The organism is Synechococcus sp. A15-44 (genome assembly GCF_014280115.1).
GTDB lineage: Bacteria > Cyanobacteriota > Cyanobacteriia > PCC-6307 > Cyanobiaceae > Parasynechococcus.
In genome coordinates, this window is the sequence record NZ_CP047938.1 from 728,455 (window position 1) to 753,263 (window position 24,809).

The 24,809-nt window shown below is 63.0% G+C and carries 28 protein-coding genes and 1 pseudogene; 18 read left to right on the forward strand and 11 right to left on the reverse strand.

Features of this window, described 5'->3' with window-relative positions:
- Positions 1-36: 36 nt before the first annotated feature.
- Positions 37-414: a hypothetical protein gene (locus SynA1544_RS04010; RefSeq protein WP_038556224.1), complete on the reverse strand. Its 378-nt coding sequence runs from the start codon at positions 412-414 to the stop codon at positions 37-39.
- Positions 415-532: 118 nt separating this feature from the next.
- On the opposite strand from SynA1544_RS04010, the pseudogene SynA1544_RS04015 reads away from it, so the two are divergent.
- A pseudogene (locus SynA1544_RS04015) lies at positions 533-1,317 on the forward strand (BMC domain-containing protein).
- 19 nt (positions 1,318-1,336) lie between these two features.
- Here SynA1544_RS04015 and SynA1544_RS04020 read toward each other — a convergent pair.
- The gene (locus SynA1544_RS04020; RefSeq protein WP_186514911.1) at positions 1,337-1,918 is read right to left on the reverse strand and encodes a non-canonical purine NTP pyrophosphatase; all 582 of its coding nucleotides are present in this window, start codon (positions 1,916-1,918) and stop codon (positions 1,337-1,339) included.
- 357 nt (positions 1,919-2,275) lie between these two features.
- Here SynA1544_RS04020 and SynA1544_RS04025 point away from each other — a divergent pair, with 357 nt between their 5' ends.
- From SynA1544_RS04025 to cbbX, 13 genes are all read left to right on the forward strand, one after another.
- Entirely contained in the window at positions 2,276-2,587 is a 312-nt protein-coding gene (locus SynA1544_RS04025) for a BMC domain-containing protein (protein ID WP_006169870.1), read from the forward strand.
- Positions 2,588-2,658: 71 nt separating this feature from the next.
- Entirely contained in the window at positions 2,659-4,074 is a 1,416-nt protein-coding gene (locus tag SynA1544_RS04030; protein WP_011363747.1) for a form I ribulose bisphosphate carboxylase large subunit, read from the forward strand.
- Positions 4,075-4,133: 59 nt separating this feature from the next.
- On the forward strand, positions 4,134-4,475 hold the full coding sequence (locus SynA1544_RS04035; RefSeq protein ID WP_006043651.1) for a ribulose bisphosphate carboxylase small subunit: 342 nt from the start codon (positions 4,134-4,136) through the stop codon (positions 4,473-4,475).
- 101 nt (positions 4,476-4,576) lie between these two features.
- Positions 4,577-6,940, forward strand: a complete 2,364-nt coding sequence (locus SynA1544_RS04040; protein WP_186514912.1) for a CsoS2 family carboxysome shell protein — start codon at positions 4,577-4,579, stop codon at positions 6,938-6,940.
- A 7-nt stretch (positions 6,941-6,947) separates the two neighbouring features.
- Positions 6,948-8,699, forward strand: a complete 1,752-nt coding sequence (locus tag SynA1544_RS04045) for a carboxysome shell carbonic anhydrase (protein WP_186514913.1) — start codon at positions 6,948-6,950, stop codon at positions 8,697-8,699.
- A 2-nt stretch (positions 8,700-8,701) separates the two neighbouring features.
- Complete coding sequence (locus SynA1544_RS04050; protein WP_186514914.1) at positions 8,702-9,013, forward strand: carboxysome peptide A; 312 nt, start codon at positions 8,702-8,704, stop codon at positions 9,011-9,013.
- Positions 9,013-9,264, forward strand: a complete 252-nt coding sequence (locus SynA1544_RS04055; protein ID WP_011363752.1) for a carboxysome peptide B — start codon at positions 9,013-9,015, stop codon at positions 9,262-9,264. The genes SynA1544_RS04050 and SynA1544_RS04055 overlap by 1 nt, the downstream gene beginning before the upstream one ends.
- Before the next feature lie 53 nt (positions 9,265-9,317).
- Entirely contained in the window at positions 9,318-9,860 is a 543-nt protein-coding gene (locus SynA1544_RS14980) for a BMC domain-containing protein (RefSeq protein ID WP_304623021.1), read from the forward strand.
- A gap of 111 nt (positions 9,861-9,971) precedes the next feature.
- Positions 9,972-11,816: an NAD(P)H-quinone oxidoreductase subunit F gene (locus tag SynA1544_RS04065; protein WP_186514915.1), complete on the forward strand. Its 1,845-nt coding sequence runs from the start codon at positions 9,972-9,974 to the stop codon at positions 11,814-11,816.
- Positions 11,817-11,826: 10 nt separating this feature from the next.
- Positions 11,827-13,317 carry an NADH-quinone oxidoreductase subunit M gene (locus SynA1544_RS04070; protein WP_186514916.1) on the forward strand — a complete coding sequence of 497 codons (1,491 nt, stop codon included), beginning with the start codon at positions 11,827-11,829 and terminating at the stop codon, positions 13,315-13,317.
- Positions 13,314-14,453, forward strand: a complete 1,140-nt coding sequence (locus tag SynA1544_RS04075; protein ID WP_186514917.1) for a CO2 hydration protein — start codon at positions 13,314-13,316, stop codon at positions 14,451-14,453. The genes SynA1544_RS04070 and SynA1544_RS04075 overlap by 4 nt, the downstream gene beginning before the upstream one ends.
- A 34-nt stretch (positions 14,454-14,487) precedes the next feature.
- Complete coding sequence (locus SynA1544_RS04080; RefSeq protein WP_115008707.1) at positions 14,488-14,739, forward strand: 4a-hydroxytetrahydrobiopterin dehydratase; 252 nt, start codon at positions 14,488-14,490, stop codon at positions 14,737-14,739.
- The gene (gene cbbX, locus SynA1544_RS04085) at positions 14,723-15,628 is read left to right on the forward strand and encodes a CbbX protein (protein ID WP_115008708.1); all 906 of its coding nucleotides are present in this window, start codon (positions 14,723-14,725) and stop codon (positions 15,626-15,628) included. The genes SynA1544_RS04080 and cbbX overlap by 17 nt, the downstream gene beginning before the upstream one ends.
- On the opposite strand, the gene SynA1544_RS04090 is transcribed toward cbbX, so the two are convergent.
- From SynA1544_RS04090 to SynA1544_RS04105, 4 genes are read right to left on the reverse strand one after another with little or no spacing between them, the layout of a single operon-like run.
- Entirely contained in the window at positions 15,582-16,808 is a 1,227-nt protein-coding gene (locus SynA1544_RS04090; protein ID WP_186514918.1) for a chloride channel protein, read from the reverse strand. The genes cbbX and SynA1544_RS04090 overlap by 47 nt on opposite strands.
- Positions 16,805-17,044: a 2Fe-2S iron-sulfur cluster-binding protein gene (locus SynA1544_RS04095; RefSeq protein WP_186514919.1), complete on the reverse strand. Its 240-nt coding sequence runs from the start codon at positions 17,042-17,044 to the stop codon at positions 16,805-16,807. Before SynA1544_RS04095 ends, SynA1544_RS04090 begins: the two co-directional genes overlap by 4 nt.
- Positions 17,041-18,510 (reverse strand): cobyric acid synthase, encoded by a 1,470-nt coding sequence (locus tag SynA1544_RS04100; RefSeq protein ID WP_186515443.1) that lies wholly within the window; start codon positions 18,508-18,510, stop codon positions 17,041-17,043. The genes SynA1544_RS04095 and SynA1544_RS04100 overlap by 4 nt, the downstream gene beginning before the upstream one ends.
- Before the next feature lie 23 nt (positions 18,511-18,533).
- Positions 18,534-18,977 (reverse strand): Npun_F0494 family protein, encoded by a 444-nt coding sequence (locus SynA1544_RS04105; RefSeq protein WP_115132843.1) that lies wholly within the window; start codon positions 18,975-18,977, stop codon positions 18,534-18,536.
- Here SynA1544_RS04105 and SynA1544_RS04110 point away from each other — a divergent pair.
- Positions 18,976-19,542, forward strand: a complete 567-nt coding sequence (locus SynA1544_RS04110) for a nucleoside triphosphate pyrophosphatase (RefSeq protein WP_186514920.1) — start codon at positions 18,976-18,978, stop codon at positions 19,540-19,542. The two genes, SynA1544_RS04105 and SynA1544_RS04110, sit on opposite strands and share 2 nt — an antisense overlap.
- Here the strand turns inward: SynA1544_RS04110 and SynA1544_RS04115 are convergent.
- Together SynA1544_RS04115 and rpsD are read right to left on the reverse strand one after the other, a co-directional pair.
- Entirely contained in the window at positions 19,539-20,171 is a 633-nt protein-coding gene (locus SynA1544_RS04115; RefSeq protein WP_255477712.1) for a DUF4079 domain-containing protein, read from the reverse strand. The genes SynA1544_RS04110 and SynA1544_RS04115 overlap by 4 nt on opposite strands.
- A 49-nt stretch (positions 20,172-20,220) precedes the next feature.
- A complete protein-coding gene (gene rpsD, locus SynA1544_RS04120; RefSeq protein ID WP_011363781.1) occupies positions 20,221-20,829 on the reverse strand; it encodes a 30S ribosomal protein S4 in 609 nt (202 codons plus the stop codon).
- Between the two features lie 76 nt (positions 20,830-20,905).
- Between rpsD and yidD the strand changes: the two genes are divergently transcribed.
- From yidD to SynA1544_RS04135, 3 genes are read left to right on the forward strand one after another with little or no spacing between them, the layout of a single operon-like run.
- On the forward strand, positions 20,906-21,184 hold the full coding sequence (gene yidD, locus SynA1544_RS04125; protein ID WP_186515445.1) for a membrane protein insertion efficiency factor YidD: 279 nt from the start codon (positions 20,906-20,908) through the stop codon (positions 21,182-21,184).
- Positions 21,184-21,456: a glutaredoxin family protein gene (locus tag SynA1544_RS04130; RefSeq protein WP_186514921.1), complete on the forward strand. Its 273-nt coding sequence runs from the start codon at positions 21,184-21,186 to the stop codon at positions 21,454-21,456. The genes yidD and SynA1544_RS04130 overlap by 1 nt, the downstream gene beginning before the upstream one ends.
- Before the next feature lie 36 nt (positions 21,457-21,492).
- Complete coding sequence (locus SynA1544_RS04135; protein WP_186514922.1) at positions 21,493-22,998, forward strand: UDP-N-acetylmuramoyl-L-alanyl-D-glutamate--2,6-diaminopimelate ligase; 1,506 nt, start codon at positions 21,493-21,495, stop codon at positions 22,996-22,998.
- A gap of 5 nt (positions 22,999-23,003) precedes the next feature.
- Here SynA1544_RS04135 and SynA1544_RS04140 read toward each other — a convergent pair whose 3' ends face one another.
- The 3 genes from SynA1544_RS04140 to SynA1544_RS04150 form a co-directional block, all read right to left on the reverse strand.
- Positions 23,004-24,170, reverse strand: coding sequence for an aminotransferase class V-fold PLP-dependent enzyme (locus SynA1544_RS04140; protein WP_186515446.1), 1,167 nt, complete (start codon positions 24,168-24,170; stop codon positions 23,004-23,006).
- A 91-nt stretch (positions 24,171-24,261) separates the two neighbouring features.
- Positions 24,262-24,468, reverse strand: coding sequence for a hypothetical protein (locus SynA1544_RS04145; protein ID WP_186514923.1), 207 nt, complete (start codon positions 24,466-24,468; stop codon positions 24,262-24,264).
- A gap of 84 nt (positions 24,469-24,552) precedes the next feature.
- Positions 24,553-24,780, reverse strand: coding sequence for a hypothetical protein (locus SynA1544_RS04150; protein WP_186514924.1), 228 nt, complete (start codon positions 24,778-24,780; stop codon positions 24,553-24,555).
- Positions 24,781-24,809: the final 29 nt, after the last annotated feature.

Below are 24,809 nucleotides of genomic sequence, written 5' to 3' on the forward strand. Positions count from 1 at the left end.
TTGGGATCGCCCAAGCCAGGCAGGCCCTGCCGCAGCTCAAAGGCGGCGACGGAATCCGTCGTAACGATCGGAGCGATCGCTCTCCTCTGCTTTGCTCAAGCGCCAGACGTTGCGGCTGACCCGGCGGGCAACGAGGCCACCGCGTTCCACCCGTTCCGTTCCGGGGCGGGCCCCCAACAGCATGCTCACCTCCGCGGTGGTGAGTGGAGCACCGGTTTCGATGGCCAATGACGTCAGTTCCAGCCGTTGACGCAGCTGGCGCAGACGCTCACTGTCTGCATTTCCTGATGCCTCCAGCCAGGGCAGATCCACCTGGCCGTCCTGAGCAAGCCGTTGCATCAGGCCGAAGCTCACCATCCCGAGGGCTTGATCAGCGTTGAGATCCACTGGCTTCAAAGAAGACTGCTCAGTCATTGCAAGATCTCTAGAGGGGTTCTCCGGACGGTATCGGCTGTTTTTCAAGGCGCAAGACCGCAGGCTTTAACTCTTTATTGGCCCGTTTCAGCTGAATTCGTCCGGTACACTCCCCGCCATGACCCGTTTTGGCAGCTTCGATGCTCGGGAGCGGCGACGCGGCGGTAGTGCTCTCGTCACCGGCACTGAGGTGACCCCCCAGCAGGGGGGGCGAGCTGTGTTGTGACAACGGATTCGGAGTCGCCTCGGCTGTTGCGGCAGAACAGCCATGTCCAGTCGATCGAACTGCGCACCCACGTCTTCATCGACTCGCTCCAGCCGCAACTGGCGGCCTACATGGGTTCTGTGAGCCAGGGATTTCTGCCCATCCCCGGAGATGCCTGCCTCTGGATGGAGGTGTCACCGGGCATGGCGGTGCACCGGGTGACGGACATCGCCCTGAAGGCCAGCAACGTCCGTCTCGGCCAGATGGTGGTGGAGCGGGCGTTCGGCTCGATGGCCCTCTATCACCGCGACCAGAGCACGGTGCTCCATTCCGGAGATGTGGTGCTGGAAGCGATCGGGAGCACCATCGATCAGCGTTCTCCAGCCGATGTGAGCTGGACGGAAGTGATCCGGGCGATCACCCCCGACCATGCCGTGCTGATCAACCGGCAGAACCGACGCGGCTCAATGATTGAAGCCGGGATGAGCATGTTCATCCTGGAGACGGAGCCGGCCGGATACGTCTTGATCGCTGCCAACGAAGCGGAAAAAGCCTCCAACATCACCTTGGTGGACGTGAAAGCGGTGGGTGCCTTCGGACGTCTCACCCTGGCGGGACGGGAGGGTGATGTGGAGGAGGCGGCCGCGGCGGCGATGCGCGCCATCGACCACATCAACAGCAACGCAAGGCTGCGCTGAGCGCTCAGACCAGCTCGGATCAGCTCAGGTCCAGCAGCTCACGCAGCTGTGGAGCCAGAGCCCGCGCGGCCTTTCCACGGCTGCCCAGGCGGCTGAGCTGAGCCGCATTCAGTTCGCCATAGCTGCAACGGGCTTCCCGCACCCAAAGCAGGGATTCGAATCCGCCGCCGGCGTAGGCCGGGGCACTCAGGAGTTCGCCCCAGCAGATTCCCTCCGCCGCGGCACGACAGTTGCCGGAGGGATCACACAACACCATCGTGCTGCGGAAACAGGCACTCCGATAAGGCGATCCCACCAGTTCCTCCAGGATCCGCTGCACCTTGGCGTCGTTTCCCTCGGCGTAGCGGGCCGAATAGAGCCCTGGTGCCCCTTGGAGCGCATCCACCTCAAGCCCTGAATCGTCAGCCAGGGCCCAGCAGTCGGTGCGAAGGGCGGCAGCGCTGGCTTTCAGCTCAGCGTTTTCGCGGTAGGTGCTCCCCGTCTCTTCAACGTCCAGATCGGCAGGTTGACGCTGCACCTCCAGAGGAAGAGGTCCCAGCATGGCCTCGATTTCGGCAACCTTGATCGGGTTGCCCGTGGCAATGGTGAGCTGAAGCGCCAAGGTGGGCCAACAAAAGAGGGCCTCCCATTGTGCGGGCTGGTTGGGGCTAGGGAATAACAATCTCTGGATTCGACCCAGCGACACCCATTTGGGTTGAACATTCCACCCCGCAGCAAGGCTTTGGGAAGGTGACGCAACGTGAACCTATGGAGCTTCACCACTGCCGACAACGACTTGTGGGGATGTGATCACATGAACCACCACAGCAGACCGGAACAGTGAGGCACAGGGTGATAAGCCCGGCTTATTTAGTTCACTATGGACAGTGATCGAGAAAGTTGTCCAAATCGCTTGACGGGAAGGGTTCTGGCGGAGCAATGTCCCCAGCGAACATTCCACCCCTTCTACCGGTAGGCAATGGCTAACGAAACCATGGGCATCGCCCTCGGCATGATCGAGACCCGCGGTCTGGTCCCCGCCATCGAGGCAGCTGATGCCATGACCAAGGCTGCCGAAGTGCGCCTGATCGGTCGTGAGTTCGTCGGCGGCGGCTACGTCACCGTTCTGGTTCGCGGCGAAACTGGCGCTGTCAACGCTGCTGTGCGCGCTGGCGCTGACGCTTGCGAGCGCGTCGGTGACGGCCTGGTCGCCGCTCACATCATTGCCCGCCCCCACCGCGAAGTGGAGCCTGCTCTGGGCAACGGCAACTTCCTTGGTCAGAAGGACTGAGATCTTCCGCTGAGCCTCTGACGAGGCACGCGAACGTCTCAACCTCTTCACCGACCTAACGGAGTTTTCCCATGAGCAAGAAGTACGACGCTGGGGTCAAGGAGTACAGGGATACCTACTGGACTCCTGATTACGTCCCCCTCGACACCGACCTGCTGGCCTGCTTCAAGTGCACCGGCCAAGAAGGTGTGCCCAAGGAAGAAGTTGCCGCTGCTGTGGCTGCTGAATCCTCCACCGGCACCTGGTCCACTGTGTGGTCCGAGCTCCTCACCGATCTCGACTTCTACAAGGGCCGTTGCTACCGCATCGAAGACGTCCCTGGTGACAAGGAGTCTTTCTATGCCTTCATTGCCTACCCCCTCGACCTGTTCGAAGAGGGTTCCATCACCAACGTTCTGACCTCCCTGGTCGGCAACGTGTTCGGTTTCAAGGCTCTGCGCCACCTCCGTCTGGAAGACATCCGCTTCCCGATGGCGTTCATCAAGAGCTGCTACGGCCCGCCGAACGGCATCCAGGTCGAGCGCGACCGGATGAACAAGTACGGCCGTCCTCTGCTGGGTTGCACCATCAAGCCGAAGCTCGGCCTGAGCGGTAAGAACTACGGCCGTGTTGTCTATGAGTGCCTGCGCGGCGGTCTGGACTTCACCAAGGACGACGAGAACATCAACTCCCAGCCCTTCCAGCGTTGGCAGAACCGCTTCGAATTCGTTGCGGAAGCCATCAAGCTGTCCGAGCAGGAGACCGGCGAGCGCAAGGGTCACTACCTCAACGTGACCGCCAACACTCCCGAGGAGATGTATGAGCGCGCTGAGTTCGCCAAGGAACTCGGCATGCCGATCATCATGCACGACTTCATCACCGGGGGCTTCACGGCCAACACCGGTCTGTCGAAGTGGTGCCGCAAGAACGGCATGTTGCTGCACATCCACCGCGCCATGCACGCGGTGATCGACCGTCACCCCAAGCACGGCATCCACTTCCGCGTTCTCGCCAAGTGTCTGCGTCTGTCCGGTGGTGACCAGCTCCACACCGGCACCGTGGTCGGCAAGCTGGAAGGTGATCGTCAGACCACCCTCGGCTACATCGACCAGCTGCGCGAATCCTTCGTGCCCGAAGACCGCAGCCGCGGCAACTTCTTCGATCAGGACTGGGGTTCCATGCCTGGCGTGTTCGCCGTTGCTTCCGGCGGTATCCACGTGTGGCACATGCCCGCCCTGGTCACCATCTTCGGCGACGACTCCGTTCTTCAGTTCGGTGGTGGTACCCACGGTCACCCCTGGGGCTCCGCTGCAGGTGCTGCTGCCAACCGTGTGGCCCTCGAGGCCTGCGTCAAGGCACGCAACGCCGGCCGTCATCTCGAGAAAGAGAGCCGCGACATCCTCACGGAAGCCGCGAAGCACAGCCCCGAGCTGGCCATCGCCCTCGAGACCTGGAAGGAGATCAAGTTCGAGTTCGACACCGTCGACAAGCTCGACGTCCAGAACTGATCGTCTCAACGGCCGGTTGATGCAACCGGCCACCCCTTTCTCTTACACCCAGGATCCCCATGCCTTTCCAGAGCACCGTGGGTGACTATCAAACAGTCGCCACCCTGGAGACCTTCGGCTTCCTCCCGCCGATGACCCAGGACGAGATCTACGACCAGATCGCCTACATCATTGCCCAGGGTTGGAGCCCGCTCGTCGAGCACGTCCACCCCAGCAACTCCATGGCCACCTACTGGTCGTATTGGAAGCTCCCCTTCTTCGGTGAGAAGGATCTGAACGTCGTTGTCAGTGAGCTCGAGGCTTGCCACCGCGCATACCCCGATCACCACGTGCGCATCGTCGGTTACGACGCCTACACCCAGAGCCAGGGTGCCTGCTTCGTGGTCTTCGAAGGACGCTGATCCTTCGAACCCTTGGTTCCGAGCCCTGACCTGATCAGGGCTCCAGCTTTTTCCGGAGGGGCAAGTGCCCTTCCACTTCACGACGACATCCTCGGGCGGACATGGCAAGACTCTCCAGTCGCGAACTCGCACTTGAACGCCGCAAGGCGTTGACCACTTCCGGTAAGAAGTCCTCGGTAGCGGCTAGTGCTGGCGCTAACCGTGTTCGCACCGTTGCGGATGCCCGTCCCACCCGCACCAATGCGGCCGCAGCTGCTGAGCCTGTCTCTGCATCTGCTGTACCCGCTGCTGTAGCTCCGCAGCGGACCACGTCCCTCACAGCTGCCCCTGCGAGCCGCAGCTCTCAGGTCAAGCCGCACCGCGATCCCAGTCGCGAGTTGGTGCTGGCCCGCCGCGATGCCCTGTCCCGCCGCGGCAAGACCGCAGACACCAGCCGCGATCGCAACCGCGCTGATGTGGCCCGTCAGACCAAGGCCGCTACTCCTGCCGCTGCACCCGTTGAAGCCACCAAGAGCTGTGGTTGCGGTGGCAAACGCGCTGTTGAGAAGGCTTCCTTGAGTGCACCGGCTCCCAAGTTTTCTGCCCGCTCGGAGCGCCGTTCGGCAACTCCCAAGCGTCGTGCCATTGAGAATCCAAGCCGCGCGCTGGTTCTGGCCCGTCGCGAGGCCATGGCGAAGCACGGCAAAACCGCTGGGAAGCAACCCACCAGCGCCGCAGCCGTTGCCCGTCAGGCCAATCCTGACCTCACCAGCCGTGAACTGGCACAACAGGTGCGCGAGTTGCGCACCAAGGCCGGTGCCCGCAACAAGCAGAGCGCTGGTGTGACCCGACCTACCGGTCCCAACCGTCACGGCGCCAAGCAAGCCGCTGCCGCAGATGCGCACTGGAAAGTGGGTGAAAGCACCACCACGGCTGGTCAGACGGTGACCGGCACCCAGGCCAACCGCTCGGTGAAAACCACCGGCAATGAAGCCAGCACCTGCCGCTCGATCACCGGTACTGAGTACCTGGGCGCCGAAGTGTTCCAGACCTTCTGCCAGACCGCGCCCGCTGCCACCACTCCGGCCAAGGTGCGCGTCACCGCCACCAGCCACGGCAACCGCGTCACCGGTAATGAAGTCGGCCGTTCCGAAAAGGTCACCGGCGATGAGCCCGGCACCTGCAAGAGCGTGACTGGCACCGAGTACATCTCTGCCAACCAGGCCGCCGCTTATTGCGGTGGTGGCATGAACTCACCGCGCAAAGTGGGTCACAGCCTTACCGAACAGGGACGTCCTGTGAGTGGCGTGATGGTGGGCCGCTCCGCCAGCGTCACCGGTGACGAGGCCGGCGCCAACCGCAGCCTCACCGGCGATCAGTACCTCGGTTCCGATCCTCTGCCTGAAGGTCGTCCCGCTACCAAGGTGGGACTCTCAGGAACCCTGTCTGGTACGGGCGTGACCGGCACGATGGTGGGCCGTTCGGCTCAGGTGACCGGCGATGAATTCGGTTCCTGCCACCGCGTCACGGGCGATCAATACATCAGTGCTGAGCAGGTGAATGCCTACTGCGGCGGTAAGCCTGAACCCGAAGCCGCCAAAGTTGGTTTCAGCATCACCAACCGCAACCAGGTGGTGAGCGGCACCCGCACCGGCCGCTCGGAGCATGTGACCGGCGATGAGCCCGGCAGCTGCCAGGCCGTCACCGGGACCCCCTATGCAGGCCTTGAGCAGGCTGGCCAACACTGCGGCACCCCGGCAGTCCAGGCCATCCGTGAGCGCACCCCCGTGCGCGTCGGCACCCCTTCCGCTGCCATGACCGGCATCCAGCCCGGTGTGGGTGGTGTGATGACCGGCGATAAGCGTGGCGCTTGTGAAGCGGTCACCGGAACCCCTTATGTAGGGGCCGATCAGCTGGCCGCTGCCTGTGGCGCCGATGCTCCCGCTGGCACCGACACCCATGGTCAATCGCCTGAAGGTGCCCCCTGGACCCGTTTCAGCGTGGTGTCTCCTGCCCGTGCTGCACAACAGCAGCGTGATGCCAACTCCGGTGTGACCGGGACGTCCTATGAGCAGGGGAATCGCATCACCGGCCCTTTTGACATGGCTGGCGGCAAGGTGACCGGTACCGAGCAATTCCGCTTCGATAACCGCGAGTTCCAGAACCGTCAGCAACAACGTCAGTTCCAGCCCACCATTGCTGTGGTCAGTGAGCCTTCCGAGAAGCCTGCATCGCGGGTGACCGGAGAGGGGTCCTCCACCAAGATCACAGGTGATGACTGGGATCGTGGTGAGCACGTCACCGGCACTGAGGGTGCATCGGCGCGCCGACGCAATCCCAGCCGTCCGGGTCCGATGAGTGCCATGTCTCCCTTCGAGCGCAAGCGCAACGAGGAGACCGAATGGCCTGTGAGCCGGGTGACCGGCTCCAGCGGCAACACCGAGAAGGGTTCCCTGATCACCGTCTCCGGCGGCGCACGGGGCTGATTCATTGATGGTTCGCTCCAAGCCTCTCCGTGGCGGGCGACCTCAGGCCCCCTCGGCACCCACCCGTCGCCAGCTTCAGCAGTTGGTCACTCCATCGGCTCCCGCTCAGACCACCTCTGATGCGGAGTCGTCCACCCGCCAGGCCGCTCTGGACCGGCGCCGTGCGCTGACCACATCGGGCAAGGCGGCTCAACTGGACCGCGGCTCCGTCGGTGGTGGCCGGATTCGCTCCAGCAGCGATGCCCAGCGTCCTGCTCCCGCTCCCTCTCAACCGGGATGGGTGCGTCGTGAAAAAGCAGCAACCCGGGCGGTTCCGTTCAACCTGAGCCGCAGCTCGCTTCCGATTACGCATCGGAGTCATCCGCTGACGGATGCAGCGGCGAACGCCCGACTTCAAGCCTATGAGCATGAGATCAAGGGACGTTTTGATCGGATTGTTCCCCTGCTGCAACAGGTTTCCGCGCTCCAGCACGAAACTGATTTCATTCCCCAAGCCCAACGGCTGTGCCGGGCGGAACTCGGTTTCGATCTGCCGGATCACATCCTGCAACGGGCCTGGGTTCGCCCCCTCGACATGCGGGCCCTGTTCGCCTGGTGTGTGTTCGAAAGCCACCGCTTGTTCAGTGATCGCTTCTTCCAGGACGATCCCCTGGATGCAGCCACGGGAAGCGCTGCATCACGCGAGTTTGAGCAGTTCCTGCTCGACTGCGGCATTCATCTGCTCGATCTGACCCCCTGCGCCGATGGTCGGTTGGCCCACACCGTGGCCTATGCCCTGCGCATTCCCTTCAGCGCTGTGCGTCGCCGCTCCCATGCCGGCGCCATGTTCGACGTGGAGAACACGGTGAACCGCTGGGTCAAAACCGAGCATCGTCGCTACCGCGAAGGCGCTCCCAATCCCTCCACCGAACCGACCCGTTATCTGAAGGTGGTGACCTACCACTTCAGTTCTCTCGATCCTTCCCACCAAGGCTGCGCTGCCCATGGCAGCAATGATGAATTGGCAGCAGCGGCTGGTCATCAACGCTTGCTCGACTTCCGTGAGTCGGTCGAAAACAGCTTCTGCTGCGGTGCCTCGGTTGATCTTCTACTGATCGGCCTCGACACAGACACCGATGCGATCCGGGTCCATCCCCCAAGCCGTGACAGCGAGATGGTGCTTGACCGCTGGCTTTGTGCCAGGGAATTGCATGCCGCCACGGCATCGATGAGTGCTGATCAGGCGATGGCGCAGATTGCTGAAGCCGTTGAAAGCTCTGCTCCTGGACCCATGGATGCGGGGATGGTGTCCTTCCTCACCCGGTTGCTCGCCAACAACTTCTCCCAGATCGACTACGTGCAGGATCTGCACGGGGGCACATACCCCGATGCCGGGCATGCGGAGCGGTTCATTGGCGTTGGCATCGGCTTCAAAGAGGTTCATCTGCGCAACCTCACCTATTTCGCCCATCTCGACACCGTTGAAGAGGGGGCCCCTGATTTGGATGTGGGCGTGAAAATTTTCAAGGGTCTGAATGTGTCCCGGGATTTGCCGATTCCGGTTGTGGTTCGTTTCGACTATTCCGGCCGTGTGCCCGGTGCCCGGGAACGGGCCATCGCCGATTGCCAACGGGTGAACAAGGCCATCGCCGATCGCTACGCAGCTCTCGTTGATGAGGGTCTGCTCCACACCTGTCTCACCATTCGCGACCGCAACCAGACGGCTCCGGCCGAGGTCGTCGGTTCCACGCTCGACCCGCAACTTCCGGAGGCTCACTGATCATGCTCATCGTCAAGGTCGTCAAGCCGCTCGTCTCCACCAACCGGATCCCCGATTTCGAGCACAAGCATCTTCAGGTGGTGCTCGATGGCAGCACCAAGAAGGTGGCCGTTGATGCGGTGGGTGCGAAACCGGGCGACTGGGTGATCTGCGTCAGCAGCTCGGCCGCCCGTGAAGCCGCCGGCAGCAAGTCCTATCCCAGTGACCTCACGATCGTGGGGATCATTGACCACTGGGAACCCGACCCCCCGAAGACCTCCGCTCCCTCTCCATCCCCCAGCCCCAGCCAACCCGCGGGAGGCAAGGCCAGCTGATGGAGATCATGCAGGTGATGGGAACGCTGGTCTGCTCCTACCGGGTTGCCGGTCTGGATCACATGCATCTGCGCATTCTCAAGAACAACAAAGGCAAGAAGCTGGTGGCCGTCGACCCCGTGGGTGCCCGTGAGGGCAACTGGGTGTTCACCGCCAGCGGTTCGGCAGCACGGCATGCCTGCCCTGATAACACCGTTCTCACCGATCTAACCATCGGTGGAATCATCGATTTCTGGAATCCGGACGGATAGGGACCCCCCATTTCCCTCCGCCGTTTCCGTTCCGCTTCCACACCTTCACAGCCATGGCCACTCCTTCCCCCACCCCCCGTCGTCGCACCACCCGCAGTAGTGCTGCGGCGAACAAGACTGTGGATGTGAATCCCGTGGCCAGTACCCCTGCGCCTTCCTCGACTCCGGCAAAGACGACTTCCGCGGCAACAACCCGTCGTGCGTCCACCACCACCACAACGCCTGCCGGTAGCTCCTCCACCACAGGATCCGGTGGCGGTGGAGCCGTGGCCAAACCCTCTGCCACGCCTTCTCCCATCGTTCCTGGTGTGGCGCTGGGCATGATCGAAACCCGCGGCATGGTTCCTGCCATTGAGGCAGCCGATGCCATGACCAAGGCCGCTGAGGTGAGTCTGATCTGCCGTGAGTATGTGGGTGGTGGCTACGTCACGGTGATGGTTCGTGGCGAAACCGGTGCTGTGAATGCCGCTGTTCGTGCTGGTGCCGATGCCTGCGAGCGCGTGGGTGATGGCCTGGTTGCTGCTCACATCATTGCCCGTCCCCACAACGAGGTGGAGCCTGTGTTGGCCGGCAGTGGTGCAGTGCGTCGCAGCTGAATGCACGAAAGCCTCCTCACAGCCGTTCACAAAGAGCTCTTTTGCCCCTGATCGGCTCCTAGATTCGCCGGCCAACCAGCGACCAGCTCGATCACCATCCCGCTCGCCGTTTTGACCCCGGAGCTTTCGCTTCCCATCCAGACCGCCTGGTTGATCCCGCTCTATGGGTTCATCGGGATGTTGGTTTCCCTCCCTTGGGCCTGTGGCTGGTTCCGCCGAGATGCCCATCGACCGGCGGCCTACCTCAACATCCTTCTCACCCTGCTGGCCTTCGTCCACGGAAGCCTGATCCTGCAGGAGGTGTACCAATCAGGGCCGGTCGATCTGGCCTTCCCATGGCTCAGTGTGGCTGATCTGGAGCTGAACATCAGCTTCAGCTTGTCGCTCACCAACCTGGTGGCCCTGGAACTGATCACGGGCCTCAGCTTGCTGTCCCAGGTGTATTCCTTGGGCTACATGGACAAGGAATGGGCGTTGGCCCGCTTCTTTGCCCTGCTCGGGTTTTTCGAGGGGGCCATGAGTGGCGTCGTGCTCAGCGACTCCCTGTTCCAGAGCTATTTCCTGCTGGAGATGCTGACGCTCTCCACTTATTTATTGGTGGGTTTCTGGTACGCCCAACCCCTGGTGGTCACAGCAGCCCGGGATGCCTTCCTAACCAAGCGCGTTGGTGATGTGCTGCTGCTGATGGGTGTGGTGGCGCTCTGCAGCTATTCCGGCGTGATGGGGTTCAACGACCTTTACGCCTGGGCCGCCCAAGACACCCTCTCTCCGCTGGCGGCAACGCTGTTGGGGTTGGGCCTGGTCGCTGGCCCAACGGGCAAATGCGCCCAGTTCCCCATGCACCTCTGGCTGGACGAAGCCATGGAGGGCCCGAACCCCGCTTCGATTCTGCGGAACTCGGTGGTGGTGACCTGCGGCGCCATCGTGCTGCTGAAGGTGATGCCGATCCTTCAGCTCTCGCCCATCGCCATCGGCGTGATGCTCGTGATCGGCAGCATCAGTGCGATCGGTGGCTCTTTGGTGGCCCTGGCTCAGGTGGACATCAAACGCACGCTGTCGTATTCCACAACGGCCCACATGGGCCTTGTCTTCATCGCCATTGCGCTGCAGATCCCTGTTCTGGCCTTGTTGCTGCTGTTCACCCATGCCGTGTCCAAGGCGCTGCTGTCGATGAGCATTGGCGGCGTGATTGCCTCCACCAACTGTCAGGACATCACCGAGCTGGGGGGATTGGGCAGCCGCATGCCGGCTACCACCACGGCGTTTCTGGTGGGTGGTGCTGGTCTCGTGGGCTTCCTCCCCCTGGGTGGCTTCCTGGCCCTGGCCCAATCGATTGAACTGCTGAGCGTGCGCTCGGTGCCGTTCATGGCGGTGTTCCTGCTCACCAACGCACTCACCGCCATGGGTCTGGTGCGGGTGTTCCGCCATGTGTTCATGGGGGATTCCCTGATCAAGTCCCGTCGGGCTGCCGAGGTGAACTGGCAGATGGCGTTCCCAATGGTGGCGCTCACCGTGATCGTGCTGATCACCCCGCTGTTGCTGGTGCGGCTTGAATCGCTCGATGGTTTGTTGGCCTTCCCCCTCTGGGCAGCAGCTCTTGTGGTGGGAAGCGGACTGCTGGGCCTGCTCGCTGGCGCCGTTCTCCCCCTGAGCAAGGCCTGGTCCCGCTCGCTGAATCCTGTTCTGCGCTGGTGGCAGGACCTGCTGGCCTACGACTTCTACACCGAGCGCTTCTATCGCCTCACCATCGTCAACGTGGTGGCTGGCTTCTCTCGCCTGGCCTCCTGGTTCGACCGCAATGTGGTGGATGGTCTTCTCAATGGAGTGGCGCGCTTCTCCCTGGCCAGTGCCGACAGCCTCAAGCTCAGCGTCAGCGGCCAGAGCCAGTCGTACGTGCTGACGGTGCTCCTGGCCATCGTTCTTTTCCTCACCGCGGTGAGCTGGTTCCTCACCTGATCGCCCCGAGATGCTTCTTTCCCTCCTGCTTCTGATTCCCTTCCTCGGGGCTCTGGCTCTGATCCTCTGGCCGGGATCCCCGTCCAGTGCACGCCTGCGCGATGTGTCCATCGTGCTGCTGGTGGTGCAGTGCTTGGCGAGCTTCGCCCTGCTGCTGCCCTTCGATGCCGCCGACGCAGGTTTGCAGTTGGTGGAACAGGCCCGCTGGGTGCATGCCATCGGCCTGGATTACGCCTTGGCGCTGGATGGCCTGTCCTTGCCATTGGTGCTGATGAACGGTGTGCTCTGCCTGGTGGCGGCCATCGCCTCCCGCACGATCGAGAACCGCCCACGGGTTTATTTCGCCCTGCTGCTGGTGATTTCTGGCGCCGTGAATGGAGCCTTCCTGGCCCAGAACCTGCTGCTCTTCTTCTTGTTCTACGAACTGGAACTCATCCCCCTCTGGATGCTGATCGCCGTATGGGGTGGTGCTAACCGGGCCTACGCCGCAACCAAGTTTCTGATCGTCACCGCCGTCTCGGGCGTTCTGATCCTGGGCGCCTTCCTTGGCATTGCCTTTGTCACCGGGACCATGGACTTCAGCCTCCGGCCGATCCTTGCCGGTGAACTGGGCATGACGCCCCAGCTGGTGCTGATGGGTGCTCTGCTGATTGGCTTCGGCATCAAGATTCCCCTCTTTCCCTTCCACACCTGGCTGCCGGATGCTCACACCGAGGCCTCCACACCGGTTTCGGTTCTTCTGGCAGGTGTGCTGCTCAAGCTGGGCACCTACGGCCTGCTGCGTTTCTGCCTTGGATTGTTCCCCGACGCCTGGCAGGTGGCTGCTCCCTGGCTGGCCGGTTGGGCTGCGATCTCAGTGCTCTACGGATCCCTTGCGGCGATTGCCCAGACCGACATGAAGCGCATGGTGGCCTACAGCTCGGTGGGCCACATGGGCTACGTGCTGCTGGCCGCCGCCGCCGCCACGCCGCTCGGGTTGATGGGGGCCCTGTTCCAGATGGTGAGCCACGGCCTGATCTCTGGCGTGCTGTTCCTGGTGGTGGGTGTCGTTTACGCCCAGACCGGCACCCGCGACCTCAACGTCTTGCGTGGCCTGCTCAACCCCCAGCGCGGCCTGCCGCTCACTGGATCTCTGATGATCATCGGGGTGATGGCCAGTGCCGGAATCCCCGGCATGGCCGGCTTCATTTCCGAATTCCTGATCTTCCGCGGCAGCCTTCAGCCCTTCCCCCTGGCCACGCTGCTTTCCATGGTGGGATCGGGACTGACGGCGGTGTATTTCCTGCTGTTGGTGAACCGCGCCTTCTTCGGTCGCCTGGCGATCGCCCCCGGGGAGGTGGTGAATCCCCGTATCCTCAATCGCGTAGCGCTGCAGGAGCAAGTTCCGGCCATCGCCCTCAGCCTCGGTGTGCTGGTGCTTGGCCTTGCGCCGGAGCTGCTCTCGAACCTCAGTGAGGCGGCCACCACGGGCCTCAGCCTGATCACTGGAGATCTGTCATGACCCCGACAACCGCATCCCCTGTTCAACCTCCGGTGCTTCCTGATCAGGAGGAGTTGATCCGTCGTTTGCTCAGCGACACGCCGCTGCTCAAGGACACCCCAGACCATCTGCTGCAGGTGGTCAATGTGCTCGAGAGCTATGGCCTGGTTCTCGATGCCTACAGCAAGAACCTGGTGGATCAGGGCGAGCAGCAGATGCTCAATCCCTTCCCGGTGTTCCGCTTTTTCCACGAGGGGTTCAACCTCAAGCGCCTCTGGACCCATCTGATGGGGGATCGGATCAACTTCGAGTACGCCGAGTACTGCCAGAAGGCGATGTTCTGGCATGGCACCGGCGGGCTGGATGCCTACCTCGATACGCCTGCATTCGCCGAGGCTTGCCAGCGGATCATCAAGCGCAAGTCGGCGCGCGACCCCCTGCTGGCCCTGAACAACCGCCTCTATCCAGACTTCGCCCCGGAGGCCATCCGTTCGCTCACCACGATTTATTGCCTCGGTCTGTTCTGGCGCGTGATGAGCGACATCTTTGTCGACCTGGCCCGCCGCTACGCGATCAAGGAAGTCACCTGCGTCAACGATGTGGTGCATCACATCCGCGATGGCCTGGTGGCGGCGGCCGGAAGCCCGATTGAATACAAGGTGACGATCGGTGGTGAAGAGATCTGGGTCCTCCCCCCTGAGGCGGGTCTCACCTTTCTGGTGGATGTTGCGGTGCCCTACGTGGAGGCCGTTTTCTTTCGCGGCATGCCCTTCCTTGGAACGGTGTCGTACAACGCCCAGGCCCGGCAGATTTCACCGGACATCAGTGATTTCAAGTACGGCGCCCTTTACGCCGACCCGATTCCGAGCATGGGTGCGGGCATTCCCCCCAGCCTCTGCATGCAGGACATGTATCGCCACCTGCCCGAGGAACTGAGCCTCTGGTACGACGACAACGGTCGAGGCCAAACGGATGTGCACGTGCAGATCTGCGTCAGCTTCCAGAAGTCGATGTTCTGCGTCACCAATGCCGCCATCGCCGGCACGATGCCGCATCCGCTGGACACCGATGACCCCGAGCAGCAGGCCGCCAATCGGGCCTACGCCGAGGCCTGGTCAGGGCGCTTGATGGGCTGCCAGCGGGTGGCGCTCCTCTAGGTTTCCAGCAGGTTCAGGCTGAACGGGGACTCTGATGAATCAGTGGCAGGAGCGGAAACGACCCGTATGCCTCGAGTGTCGTTTCGAGTTTGAGAGCTACGACGCCACCAGGGATTTTCTTGACAAACTCGGCGATCACAGCGAGGCGACCCAGCGCTTTCCCGACATCAGCTTTGGGCGCACCTACGTGAACATCACGATCCGGCCGGAGGATGACGGCCCCGAGGCCCAGCTGAGCGAAGCCGATCGAGCCTTTGCCGCAGAGATCGATGCCCTCCTCAGTTGATCTGGCTTCGGCCTATGCCGATTCCGGTGTGGCTGAGGTGTTGGACCAACTGGACCGTGAACTGATCGGCCTGGCGCCGGTGAAGACGCGGATCCGAGAGATCGCAGCGCTGTTGCTGGTGGATCAGGCGCGGCAGCAACTGGAGTTGCCCAGCACCGCGCCCAGTTTGCACATGTCGTTTACCGGCCATCCCGGCACGGGCAAGACCACCGTGGCGCAGCGGATGTCGCAAATCCTGCATCGCCTGGGTTACCTCCGCAAGGGTCATGTGGTGACGGCCACCCGCGACGATCTCGTGGGTCAGTACGTGGGTCACACCGCCCCGAAAACCAAGGAGATGCTCAAGCGTGCCCAGGGTGGCGTGCTGTTCATCGATGAGGCCTATTACCTCTACAAGCCAGACAACGAACGCGATTACGGCGCCGAAGCGATTGAGATTCTCCTGCAGGAGATGGAGAGCCGGCGCAGCGACGTTGTGGTGATCTTTGCGGGCTATAGGGATCGGATGGAGACCTTCTACAGCTCCAATCCAGGCCTGTCCTCAAGGGTGGCGCACCATCTCGATTTCCCCGACTACAGCGACGACGAGCTGATGGCGATTGCAGGCCTGCTCCTCGAGGCCCAGCACTATCAGTTCAGTGCCGAGGCCGAGACGGCGTTCTCCGACTATGTCTCGCGTCGGCGGCAGCTGCCTTTCTTCGCCAACGCGCGCTCGGTTCGCAATGCGTTGGACCGGGCCCGTCTGCGCCAGGCCAACCGGTTGTTTTCGCGGATGGGAGAAGCCCTCACCAAGCAGGATCTCATCACGATTGAGGAGGCCGACATCCGGGCCAGCCGTGTGTTCAAGGGCGAAGTGGAGGGCCACCATCCCGCTCAGCACGGCGCCTGATCAGCTGCGCCATGCCGAGGCCCACCAGCAGGCCTGCTGTGCCGTGACCCTGCAGGAGAGCAATCCCGAGCACCAGAACCGCCATGGGAGCAGGCAGCACGAAGCGGTACAACGCACCCGTGAGGGCACCGCACCAACTGCCCAGGCTGCCCAGATCGGGCAGCAGCAGGTGAAGTCCCATCCCGAGTGCGCAGGCCACCAGGAACAGTGGAAAGAACACTCCGCCCCGCCAGCCGGTTTCCAGGCAAAGACCGAGCATCAGCAGTTTCACGATCGCTGAGAGAAGCAGCACCCAGGCCTCAGTTGAGTTCTGGCCCTCCAGCAGGGGCCTCAGCTGGTCTTCTCCGGCGAAGGGAACCAACGGCAACCAGTGCATGCAGGCCCCCAACAACAGGCCGGTCAGCAGCGGCCACCAGGGCCATCGGGCCAGGAGTTGGCGCTGCTCCAGCCAGCCTTGCCACTGCAGCAACAGCCAGCCCAGGCCGCAACCGACCACTCCTCCCAACAAACCTGCGCTGAGGGTGCCGAGATCTTCCCCCAGGCTGCTGGGCCAGATGTAAGGAAGCCGTTGCAGTGATCCCCCGCTGGCAGCACCGATGCCGTGGAAGGCTGCAAACCCTGCTACGCCGCCGAGGCTGCCGGGCAACCAGCGGTCGAGGAAGGTTTGCCTCCGGTTTTTTGGGTGAGAGGCTTCGCCAACAACAGCCCCCCCCAGCAGTGGAGCTCCGAACAAGGCCAGGCTCCCTGCCACCGTTGCCTCCTGCAGTTTCTGGTCACGACCACGCCAGATTCGTTGGCTGATCAGGGCGGCCATGCGGCTCATCAGGGCCTCAGGCCCGATGCATCCTCCCCCGATCTGGGCCAGCGCCGCTCCGAGGAGACCGCGAGCTTCATCGCGTTTCGGCGCCTGGTCGGGATCACGCAGATCACTCAGGGTGTCCCGCAGCTCAGGCAGCAAGGTGTTGGGGCCGGGGCGATGCAGCAGCGAAAGAATCAAGCCGCTGCTGCCGCAGATCAACATCGACCAGCCCAGGGGAAGGCCGCGATCCAAGCCCTCGAGCACCGGATCTCCCCAGAGCAGCTGGCTTAAGCCGCCGATCCAGCCCATCACAACCGCCACACCGGCGCCGCTCAGGGTGCCGGTGAGCAGGGCCATCAGGCTGAGGCGTAGGCGAGTCACCAGTGCGGGTCGGTGGCGAATTCAACGCTGAGTTTCGCTGATTTCGATGCCGGAACGGTGCTGATGCAGGCGCGCACCGTCTTGCCGTTCACGTCGATCTCGCAGGCCCCGCAGCTGCCCCCCAGGCAACCGGTGGGAATGCTGATGCCCGCTCCACTGGCGGCCACCAACCAGTCCTGGCCAATGGTTTCGTGGGTGATGCGCCCATCGGGCCAGCGCACGGGAATCGACGTCATGGCTGGAGCAATGGAGCAAGGTTCACATGTTGCTCGAAGGCATCGGCGAGGCGATCGAGCAACAGATCACGGTGGGCGCTGTGGTTCTTGGGATCGTTGGCCAGCGGTTGCAATCCCCGTTGCTCGCGAAGCCGGTTGAGCCAGGCCCGTCGCCAGGGGCCGTTGTCGAGCAAGCCGTGCAGGTAGGTGCCCACCACGCTCGAACCCTTTGGCCCGGGAGCCCACCACCCCAAACCAGGGTCGCTGCTCAGGGGCTGAAGACCGGGATCTGGGGTGGTGGTGCCGTAGTGCAGTTCAAAACCGTTCAGCGGTGTTTCCATGGGCCAGAGGCCATCGATGCTGCGCTGGCTCAGCCGTTTCGTGCCGCTGAAGGTGGTGTCCAGGGGCAGGAGGCCCAGGCCGCTCTGGGGTCCCCGCTGATCGGTGCCCTCCAGTCCCTCCGGATCGTTCAACGTTTTGCCCAGCATCTGCATGCCGCCGCAGATGCCCAGGACGGATCCCCCAGCCTGGGCGTAGCTCCTGAGTTGATCGGCCAGTCCACAGCTGTTCAACGCTTCGAGATCCCGCAGCGTCTGCTTGCTTCCCGGAAGAATCACGGCATCCGGCTCACCCAGGGGTTCCCCGGGTTGAATCCAGCGCAGCTTCAGGCTGGCTTCGGCTTCGAGCGGATCGAGATCCGAGAAGTTGCTCAAGGAGGGCAACCGCAGCACAGCGATCTCCAGATCGGTGGCCCCGCGGGTGGGTTTGCGTTCCAGCAGATCGAGGGAATCTTCGGGTGGAAACAGCTCGTTGAGCCAGGGCATCACCCCCAGCACCGGGACCCCGGTGTTGGCTTCCAGCCATTGGCGACCCTCATCAAACAGCTCCCGACGGCCGCGGAAGCGGTTGATCAGGATTCCTTTGATCAGCGGGCGCTCCACCGGGCGTAACAAAGCGAGCGTCCCAACGATCTGGGCGAAGACACCGCCGCGCTCAATGTCGGCCACCAGCAGGCAGTTGGCCCGCAGGTACTGGGCCAGGCGCAGGTTGGTGAGGTCGCGGCGTTGCAGGTTCACTTCCACCGGGCTTCCCGCCCCCTCCAGCACCAGCCGGCCTTGAGGCCATTTCTGCTCAAGCTGCATCAGCCCGCTGCGGATCGCCTGCCAACCGGGGCGGAACCAGTCGCGGTAGTAGTGCTCGGCGCGGGCGATCCCCACGCTCTGGCCCCCATGGATTACCTCACTGGTGCTGTCTCCCCGGGGTTTCAGCAACACGGGATTCATGGCGCAGCAGGGCTCAAGGCCCGCCGCCCAGGCCTGCATGGCCTGGGAGTAGGCCATCTCCCCGCCATCGGCATCCACCCAGGCGTTGTTGCTCATGTTCTGGCCCTTGAAGGGCAACGCCTGTTCCTCACGGCGTTGGAGCACCCGGCACAGCGCCGCCGTCATCAGCGATTTGCCGGCACCGCTGGAGGTGCCCAGCACCATTAGGGGTCGCGGCGTGGTGCCGGTCACAGCGGCCAGTGCCGACGCAGGCTGTGACGCAGACGCTCCAACACCGGAATCGAACGCTGCAGGAGTGCGGGGTCGTCATCGAGGAGTTGGCGACCCAGGGGCGTGAGCCTGAAGCGGCTGGTCAGCCCTTGCCCATCCACTTCCCGGCGCAGCACGCCCACGCTGATCAGCCAACGCAGGTCGTCTTCGAGGGCTTCGCTGTTGCGGAACCAGCGTGTTTTGCGGCCGTAGCGGCTGGGTTCGCTCCAGAGGTCGCCGGCATCCAGGCCTTGCTGCTGAAGATCCCTGTAAAGGGCCTCAGAAAAGGGCAGGCATCCCATGGCCCGGCAGGCCCGGTCACGGCTGCGTCGATCCAGCAGGTCGGTGGGGTGAGCGATGGCGAAGCCTTCCGTCCCTGGCAGCCTACGGAGCGTTGTTCTGCGGTGTGTTCCCGTGCTCATGCTTGCTTCCGCCTCGCCGGCGCGTCGCCGTTTGCTGGAGCAAGCGGGAATCCCGCATCAGGTGCGCGTCAGCGGTGTGGATGAAGACCAGATCCAGCATGCGGAGCCTGCAGAGCTGGTGAAACTGCTGGCTCAGGCCAAGGCCACAGCTGTTGCCCAGACGCTTGACCCGGTGGGCGATGCCGAGATCACGGCTGTGCTGGGCTGTGATTCGGTGCTCAGTTTTGAAGGGCAGGTGTTCGGCAAGCCCTCAGGGCCAGCCGAAGCGATGGAGCGTTGGCAGCGCATGGCTGGCGGCTGCGGATCACTGCTGACGGGCCATTGCCTGATCCGTCGCGGACAACCTGAGCTGGTGGCTTGCGTGGAAACGGTGGTGCGCTTTGCCGCGCTCAGCCAGGCCGAGATCGAGGCCTACGTGGTCAGTGGAGAACCGCTGCAATGCGCTGGTGGTTTTGCCCTCGAGGGCCGCGGCGGCCTCTGCATTGATGGCTTGGATGGCTGTTATTCCAACGTGATCGGCCTGAGTCTTCCCTGGTTGCGTCAGCAGCTTTCAGTTTTGGCTTAGTGCAGCAGCAGATTTCGCGTTCCCGAGATCGCTTGCATGGCCAGCAGCAATGCCACCAGCAGATTGCTGCTGATGTGAATGCGCCTGGCCTGCACGGAATGACCAATCAAGGGCTGCAGCGCCGTTGAGCTCAGCAACAGGGCGGTGAGCAACAGTCCCATCCAGAAATGGGACTGCCAGAACAGGGGGCTCCAGGGAACATCGCTGAACCGCTCCACGGCCGGATGCAGCCCCAGCAGAAGCAGGCCGCAGGCACTGGCGATAGCCCAGAGAAAGCGCTGCCAGACCAGCCGGGTCGTCAGCAGGCGCCCGAAGCTGAACATCACAGCACTGCCGGTGACGACCAGACCCAGGGGATGGCTGCTCCAGAGGCTGTGGCCGAGGCCGATCAGCACCGCCACCAGCACCCCGCCGGTCACCCAGGCTCCGTGTTGCGCGTGCTCTGCCGGCACCGTGTCGGCGATTGGGTTGATCTTTAATCGTTTCTCCCGCGCCAGGATTCCCAGCCGGATCGTGGCGCCCACCACCGGGTAGACGAACAGGATCATCAGCACGGGGTGGATCAATCCGAGCCAGTCGTGGCTGGTGAGCGCTTGCAGTGCCTGGGGATCAACCAAAAAAAAACGCAACCCTGAAACCAGGGTTGCGCATCGTGGGGATTTGAACTGCGGATCTGGATCAGACCTTTCTGGAGTAGTACTCCACCACCAGCAGTTCGTTGATCTCCAGGGCAACCCACTCGCGTTCGCAACGGGCGGTGACCTTGGCGCTCAGCTTGGACTTGTCCAGCTCGAGGTGGCTGGGCACGTTGGCCAGACCGGGGAACTCGAGGTTGGCTTCAGCCAGCTTCTTGCTGCACTTGCGCTCGCGGATGGCGATCACATCGCCGGGCTTGCACTGGTAGCTGGCGATGTCGGTCACACGACCGTTCACGGTCACGTGGCCGTGGTTCACCAGTTGACGGGCGCCGGGCACGGTGGGACCGAAGCCGAGGCGGAAACAAACATTGTCGAGACGGTTCTCGAGCAGCTTGAGCAGGTTGGTTCCGGTGGAACCCTCCTGGGCGCGCGCTTTCTTCACGTAGCGCACGAGCTGACGCTCGGAGACGCCGTAGTTGAAGCGAAGCTTCTGCTTCTCTTCGAGACGGATCGCGTATTCAGAGCGCTTGCGACGGGCTTGGCCGTGCTGACCGGGGGGATAGGACCGTTTGGCGGCCTTCCGGGTGAGACCGGGTAGGTCTCCCAAGCGCCGCGTGATCCTCAGGCGAGGGCCGCGGTAACGAGACATAGGTGGGAAGGTGTGTGTTGAGATCGTGCGGTTGTTGGGCATGCTGGAACCGAAACAGCTCCAGGCATCTGCCGCGATGCACGAATCTGCCACTGTATCTGGCGGCCCGATGGCCAAGCTGCGACAGGCGTTGAACCGAGCTCTGGCGGCTGTTCTCCTGGCAGGGATTGGGTTTTATCGGCGCTTCATCTCCCCGATGATCGGGCCTCGCTGCCGCTTCACGCCCACCTGCAGCGCCTATGGCCTGGAGGCCATCCAGAAGCATGGTCCCTGGAAGGGGGGCTGGCTCACCGTGAAACGGCTGCTGCGCTGCCATCCCTTCACGCCATGCGGCTGTGACCCGGTGCCCGATTGATGAAGCAGCTCATCCTCTACAGCCGTACCGGTTGCTGCCTCTGCGAAGGCCTGGAATCCCGCTTGCGCGACCTCGATCTCCTGGGGCTCTCGATCGAGCTGACCGTGATCGATATCGATGCGTCCGGCACCCCCCAGGAGCTGAAGGCGCGCTACGACCTTGAGGTGCCTGTGCTCGCGCTCGATGGGTCTGAGCTTCCCCGGGTTTCCCCGCGGCTCACGGGTGAGGGACTGTTGAATTGGTTGCAACGCTGTCTGTCCACGGCGCTCTGAACGGCTTAAAACTCCCCCAAGCACAGGGGAGATGGGATGACGCAGGTGTTGCATGCCCTGTTGAGTGACGCAGGCATCGCAGTGCCGCCGGGGCTGGTGAACCCTGGGTTGGAGGCAATCACCACCGATTCCCGTCGCGTCGGCCCTGGAACCTTGTTTCTCGGTCTCCCGGGCGAACGGGTGGATGGAGGCAGCTTCTGGGCCCAAGCCCTTGAGGCCGGGGCCGCCGCTGCCGTGATTGGAGCTGAAGCCGCTGCTGCGCAACCGCCAGCTGCTGATGACCCCGTGGTGGTGATCCAAGAGTCGGTGGCGCGTCGGATCGGTGAGATCGCTGCGGCCTACTGGCATCACCCCTGCAGGCGCATGGCCCTGATTGGTGTGACCGGCACCAATGGCAAAACCACCACCACCCATTTGATCGAGCATCTGGCCGCTTCGGCCGGCCAATCGATGGGCTTGTTCGGCACGTTGGTGAACCGCTGGCCGGGCCACAGCATCACGGCCACCCACACAACGGCCTTTGCCGACCGCCTGCAGGGGCAACTCGCCGAGGCTGCCTCCGCCGGTTGCGGCCTGGCGGCGATGGAGGTGAGTTCCCACGCCCTGGCGCAGCAGCGGGTGGCTGGCTGCCGCTTCGCGGGCGCCGTGTTCACCAACCTCACCCAGGACCACCTCGATTACCACGCCTCCATGGAGGACTACTTCGAGGCCAAGGCGTCGCTGTTTTCAGATCCTTTGCTGCTTGCCGACGGCGTGCGATCGGTGGTCAACAGCGATGACCCCTGGGGCGCGCGCCTGGCCGAACGGCTTGGGGCCGCCTGTTGGCGCAGCTCTCTTGAGGATCCCTCGGCCGAGTTGCACATGAGCGACCTGCAGATGACGGCTGCTGGGGTGGAGGGTCGCTTGATCAGCCCTGTGGGTGAGGGTCGTTTCCGTTCGCCCTTGTTGGGTCGCTTCAACCTGATGAACCTGCTCCAGGCGGTGGGGGTGCTGCTTCAGCAGAAGCTGCCTTTGCCGGTGCTGCTGGAGGCCATCGGCCGTTTCGGTGGCGTGCCTGGCCGGATGGAGCGGGTGATCCTGAACGGTGTGGATGCAGCGAATTTGCCGCCGGTGCTGGTGGATTACGCCCACACTCCCGATGGTCTGGACAACGCGCTTTCGGCAGCGCGTCCGTTCTGCACCGGGCGGCTGATCTGTGTGTTCGGGTGTGGTGGTGACCGGGATCGGGGCAAGCGTCCGCAGATGGCTGCGATTGCGGCACGCCTGGCGGACCGCGTGGTGGTCACCTCCGACAACCCCCGCACCGAGGATCCTCAGCAGATCCTGGATGACGTGGTGGCGGGGATCCCGGCCGGCATTGATCTGCTGGTGGAGGGAGATCGAGCCAAGGCGATTGCCTTAGCCATTGCAGAGGCCAAGGCGAATGATCTGGTGCTGGTGGCTGGCAAGGGGCACGAGGATTACCAGATTCTCGGCACCGAGAAGGTGCACTTTGACGATCGTGAGCAAGCGGAACGAGCCTTGCGTTTGAGATTGGTCTGAAGCGCTCAAACAGTGCTGATCGCTGCCACCAGGGCGTTGATGTCGTCTGCCGTGCTGATGATGTGGGTGCAGGCCCTCAAGCAACTGGGATCCGCCAGATCGCGAATCCACAGCCCTTGGGCACCCAACTGCTTCACATGCTCTGCAGGGGGCACATCGCCGTTGATCTGAAAACCCACCAGTCCGCTTGAGGGTGCTGTCTCCAGCAGGGGCTTGACGCGCTCCAGCCCTTGGAGTGCCTGCCAGAGCTTGCCACTCAGCGTTTGGATGCGGTCCCAGCGTTGTTGGGCTGATCCCTCTTGGTCCAGCAATTGCAGTGAGCTGCGCAGCCCAGCCATCAGGGGCACGCAGCTGGTGGCCACTTCAAAGCGGCGGCTGTCGTGGTGAAACAGGTCGCTGCTGTTCAGATTGGTCTTGCTTTCATCACGCAGGCTGCGCCAGCCGATCACGGTCGGTGCGGCATCCTCCAGCACTCGTTCCGACAGCGCCACGCCCCCCAGTCCTTCGGGCCCGCAGGCCCACTTGTGGCCGGTGAAGGCGTAGATGTCTGCTGCTGCAGCGGCCCTGTCGACGGGGATTTGTCCGAAGCTTTGGGCTGCATCCACCAACAGAAAGGGCTGTTGGGGGTGTTGGTTCAGCTGGTTGGCGACCGCCGCAATGGGCATCACTTGTCCTGTGTTCCAGAGCAGATGGCTCAGCACCACCAGGCGGGTGCGGGGGGTGAGGTTTTGGGAAATCGCCTCGAGCACGGAGGCATCGCAGTGGGTCTGATCACCCCGCAGATGCTTCACCGGCAGCACGTCGATGGCGAGGTTCTGGCGCCGCGCCAGTTCCACGCAGGCACTCACCACTCCGGGGTGTTCGCAGTCGCCGATCAGCAGCCGCTCCCCTTCGGCAAAGGGAAGTCCCCAGAGCGGCAACACACAGCCGCTGGTGACGTTCTCGGTGAGGGCAAGCCGATGGGGCGGAACACCGCAGCACTGGGCCAGAAGGCGCCGGGTGCTGTTGACCTCTTTGGCGATGTAGGGCCAAACATCTGCGGTGAACGGCCCGAGCTCCTGAATGCGCTCCCAGCTCGCCGTGATGGCATCAAGGGATGGACTGGGCAACGGTCCCTGGCCGCCGTAGTTGAAGTAGGTCTTGTTCTGCAGGGCAGGGCAGAGGTCGCGCATGGTCACGGCAATGGCGTGAGCCAAAGGATCGGTCTCACCACGTTGGCAAGGCTGCGTTGTTTTTCAGGGACTTAGGGCTTTCGTCAACGACTCAGGCCCACTTTTTTCTGAACTGTTTTTCCGCTGTTCGTTCCATCTGCCATCCCGACCAACGTCGCCATTCGATTTCTGCGGCCGTCAGGCATTGATCGGCGAGCACTTCTTTTTGATTGTTCGCTGTGCCAAAGCGGATGGGGCAAGCAGGACCAGCGTTCATCTCGAGCTCCCCATTTGATTCAACCTTGTCGTAGGGGTTCAACCGATGGTGGTTGTGTTTGCTACCGAACCAAATTAATCAGTATTTCAACTCAGTTTGTCGTCCAATCTGTGGGTCTGGTCAACTTCAGCTGGCCTTGAGGTAAACCTTGCGACCTTTGGCATCAACCTTGTAGCGGCCACCCCTTGGGCCGATGTGAATCACATCCGATGCCGATATGCGGATGGGGGTTGGTGGTTCCAAGGGCTCCGGGTCCACCACTTTTGGAGCGGGAGCGTCTGGCGTCAGAGTTCGCAGGTGGGGTGCCGGTTTGAAAATATTGAGCCCAAGCTTGCGATACAGAAAATCTGCCATTCGCATGGCGCAATCCTTGAACTTCTTTC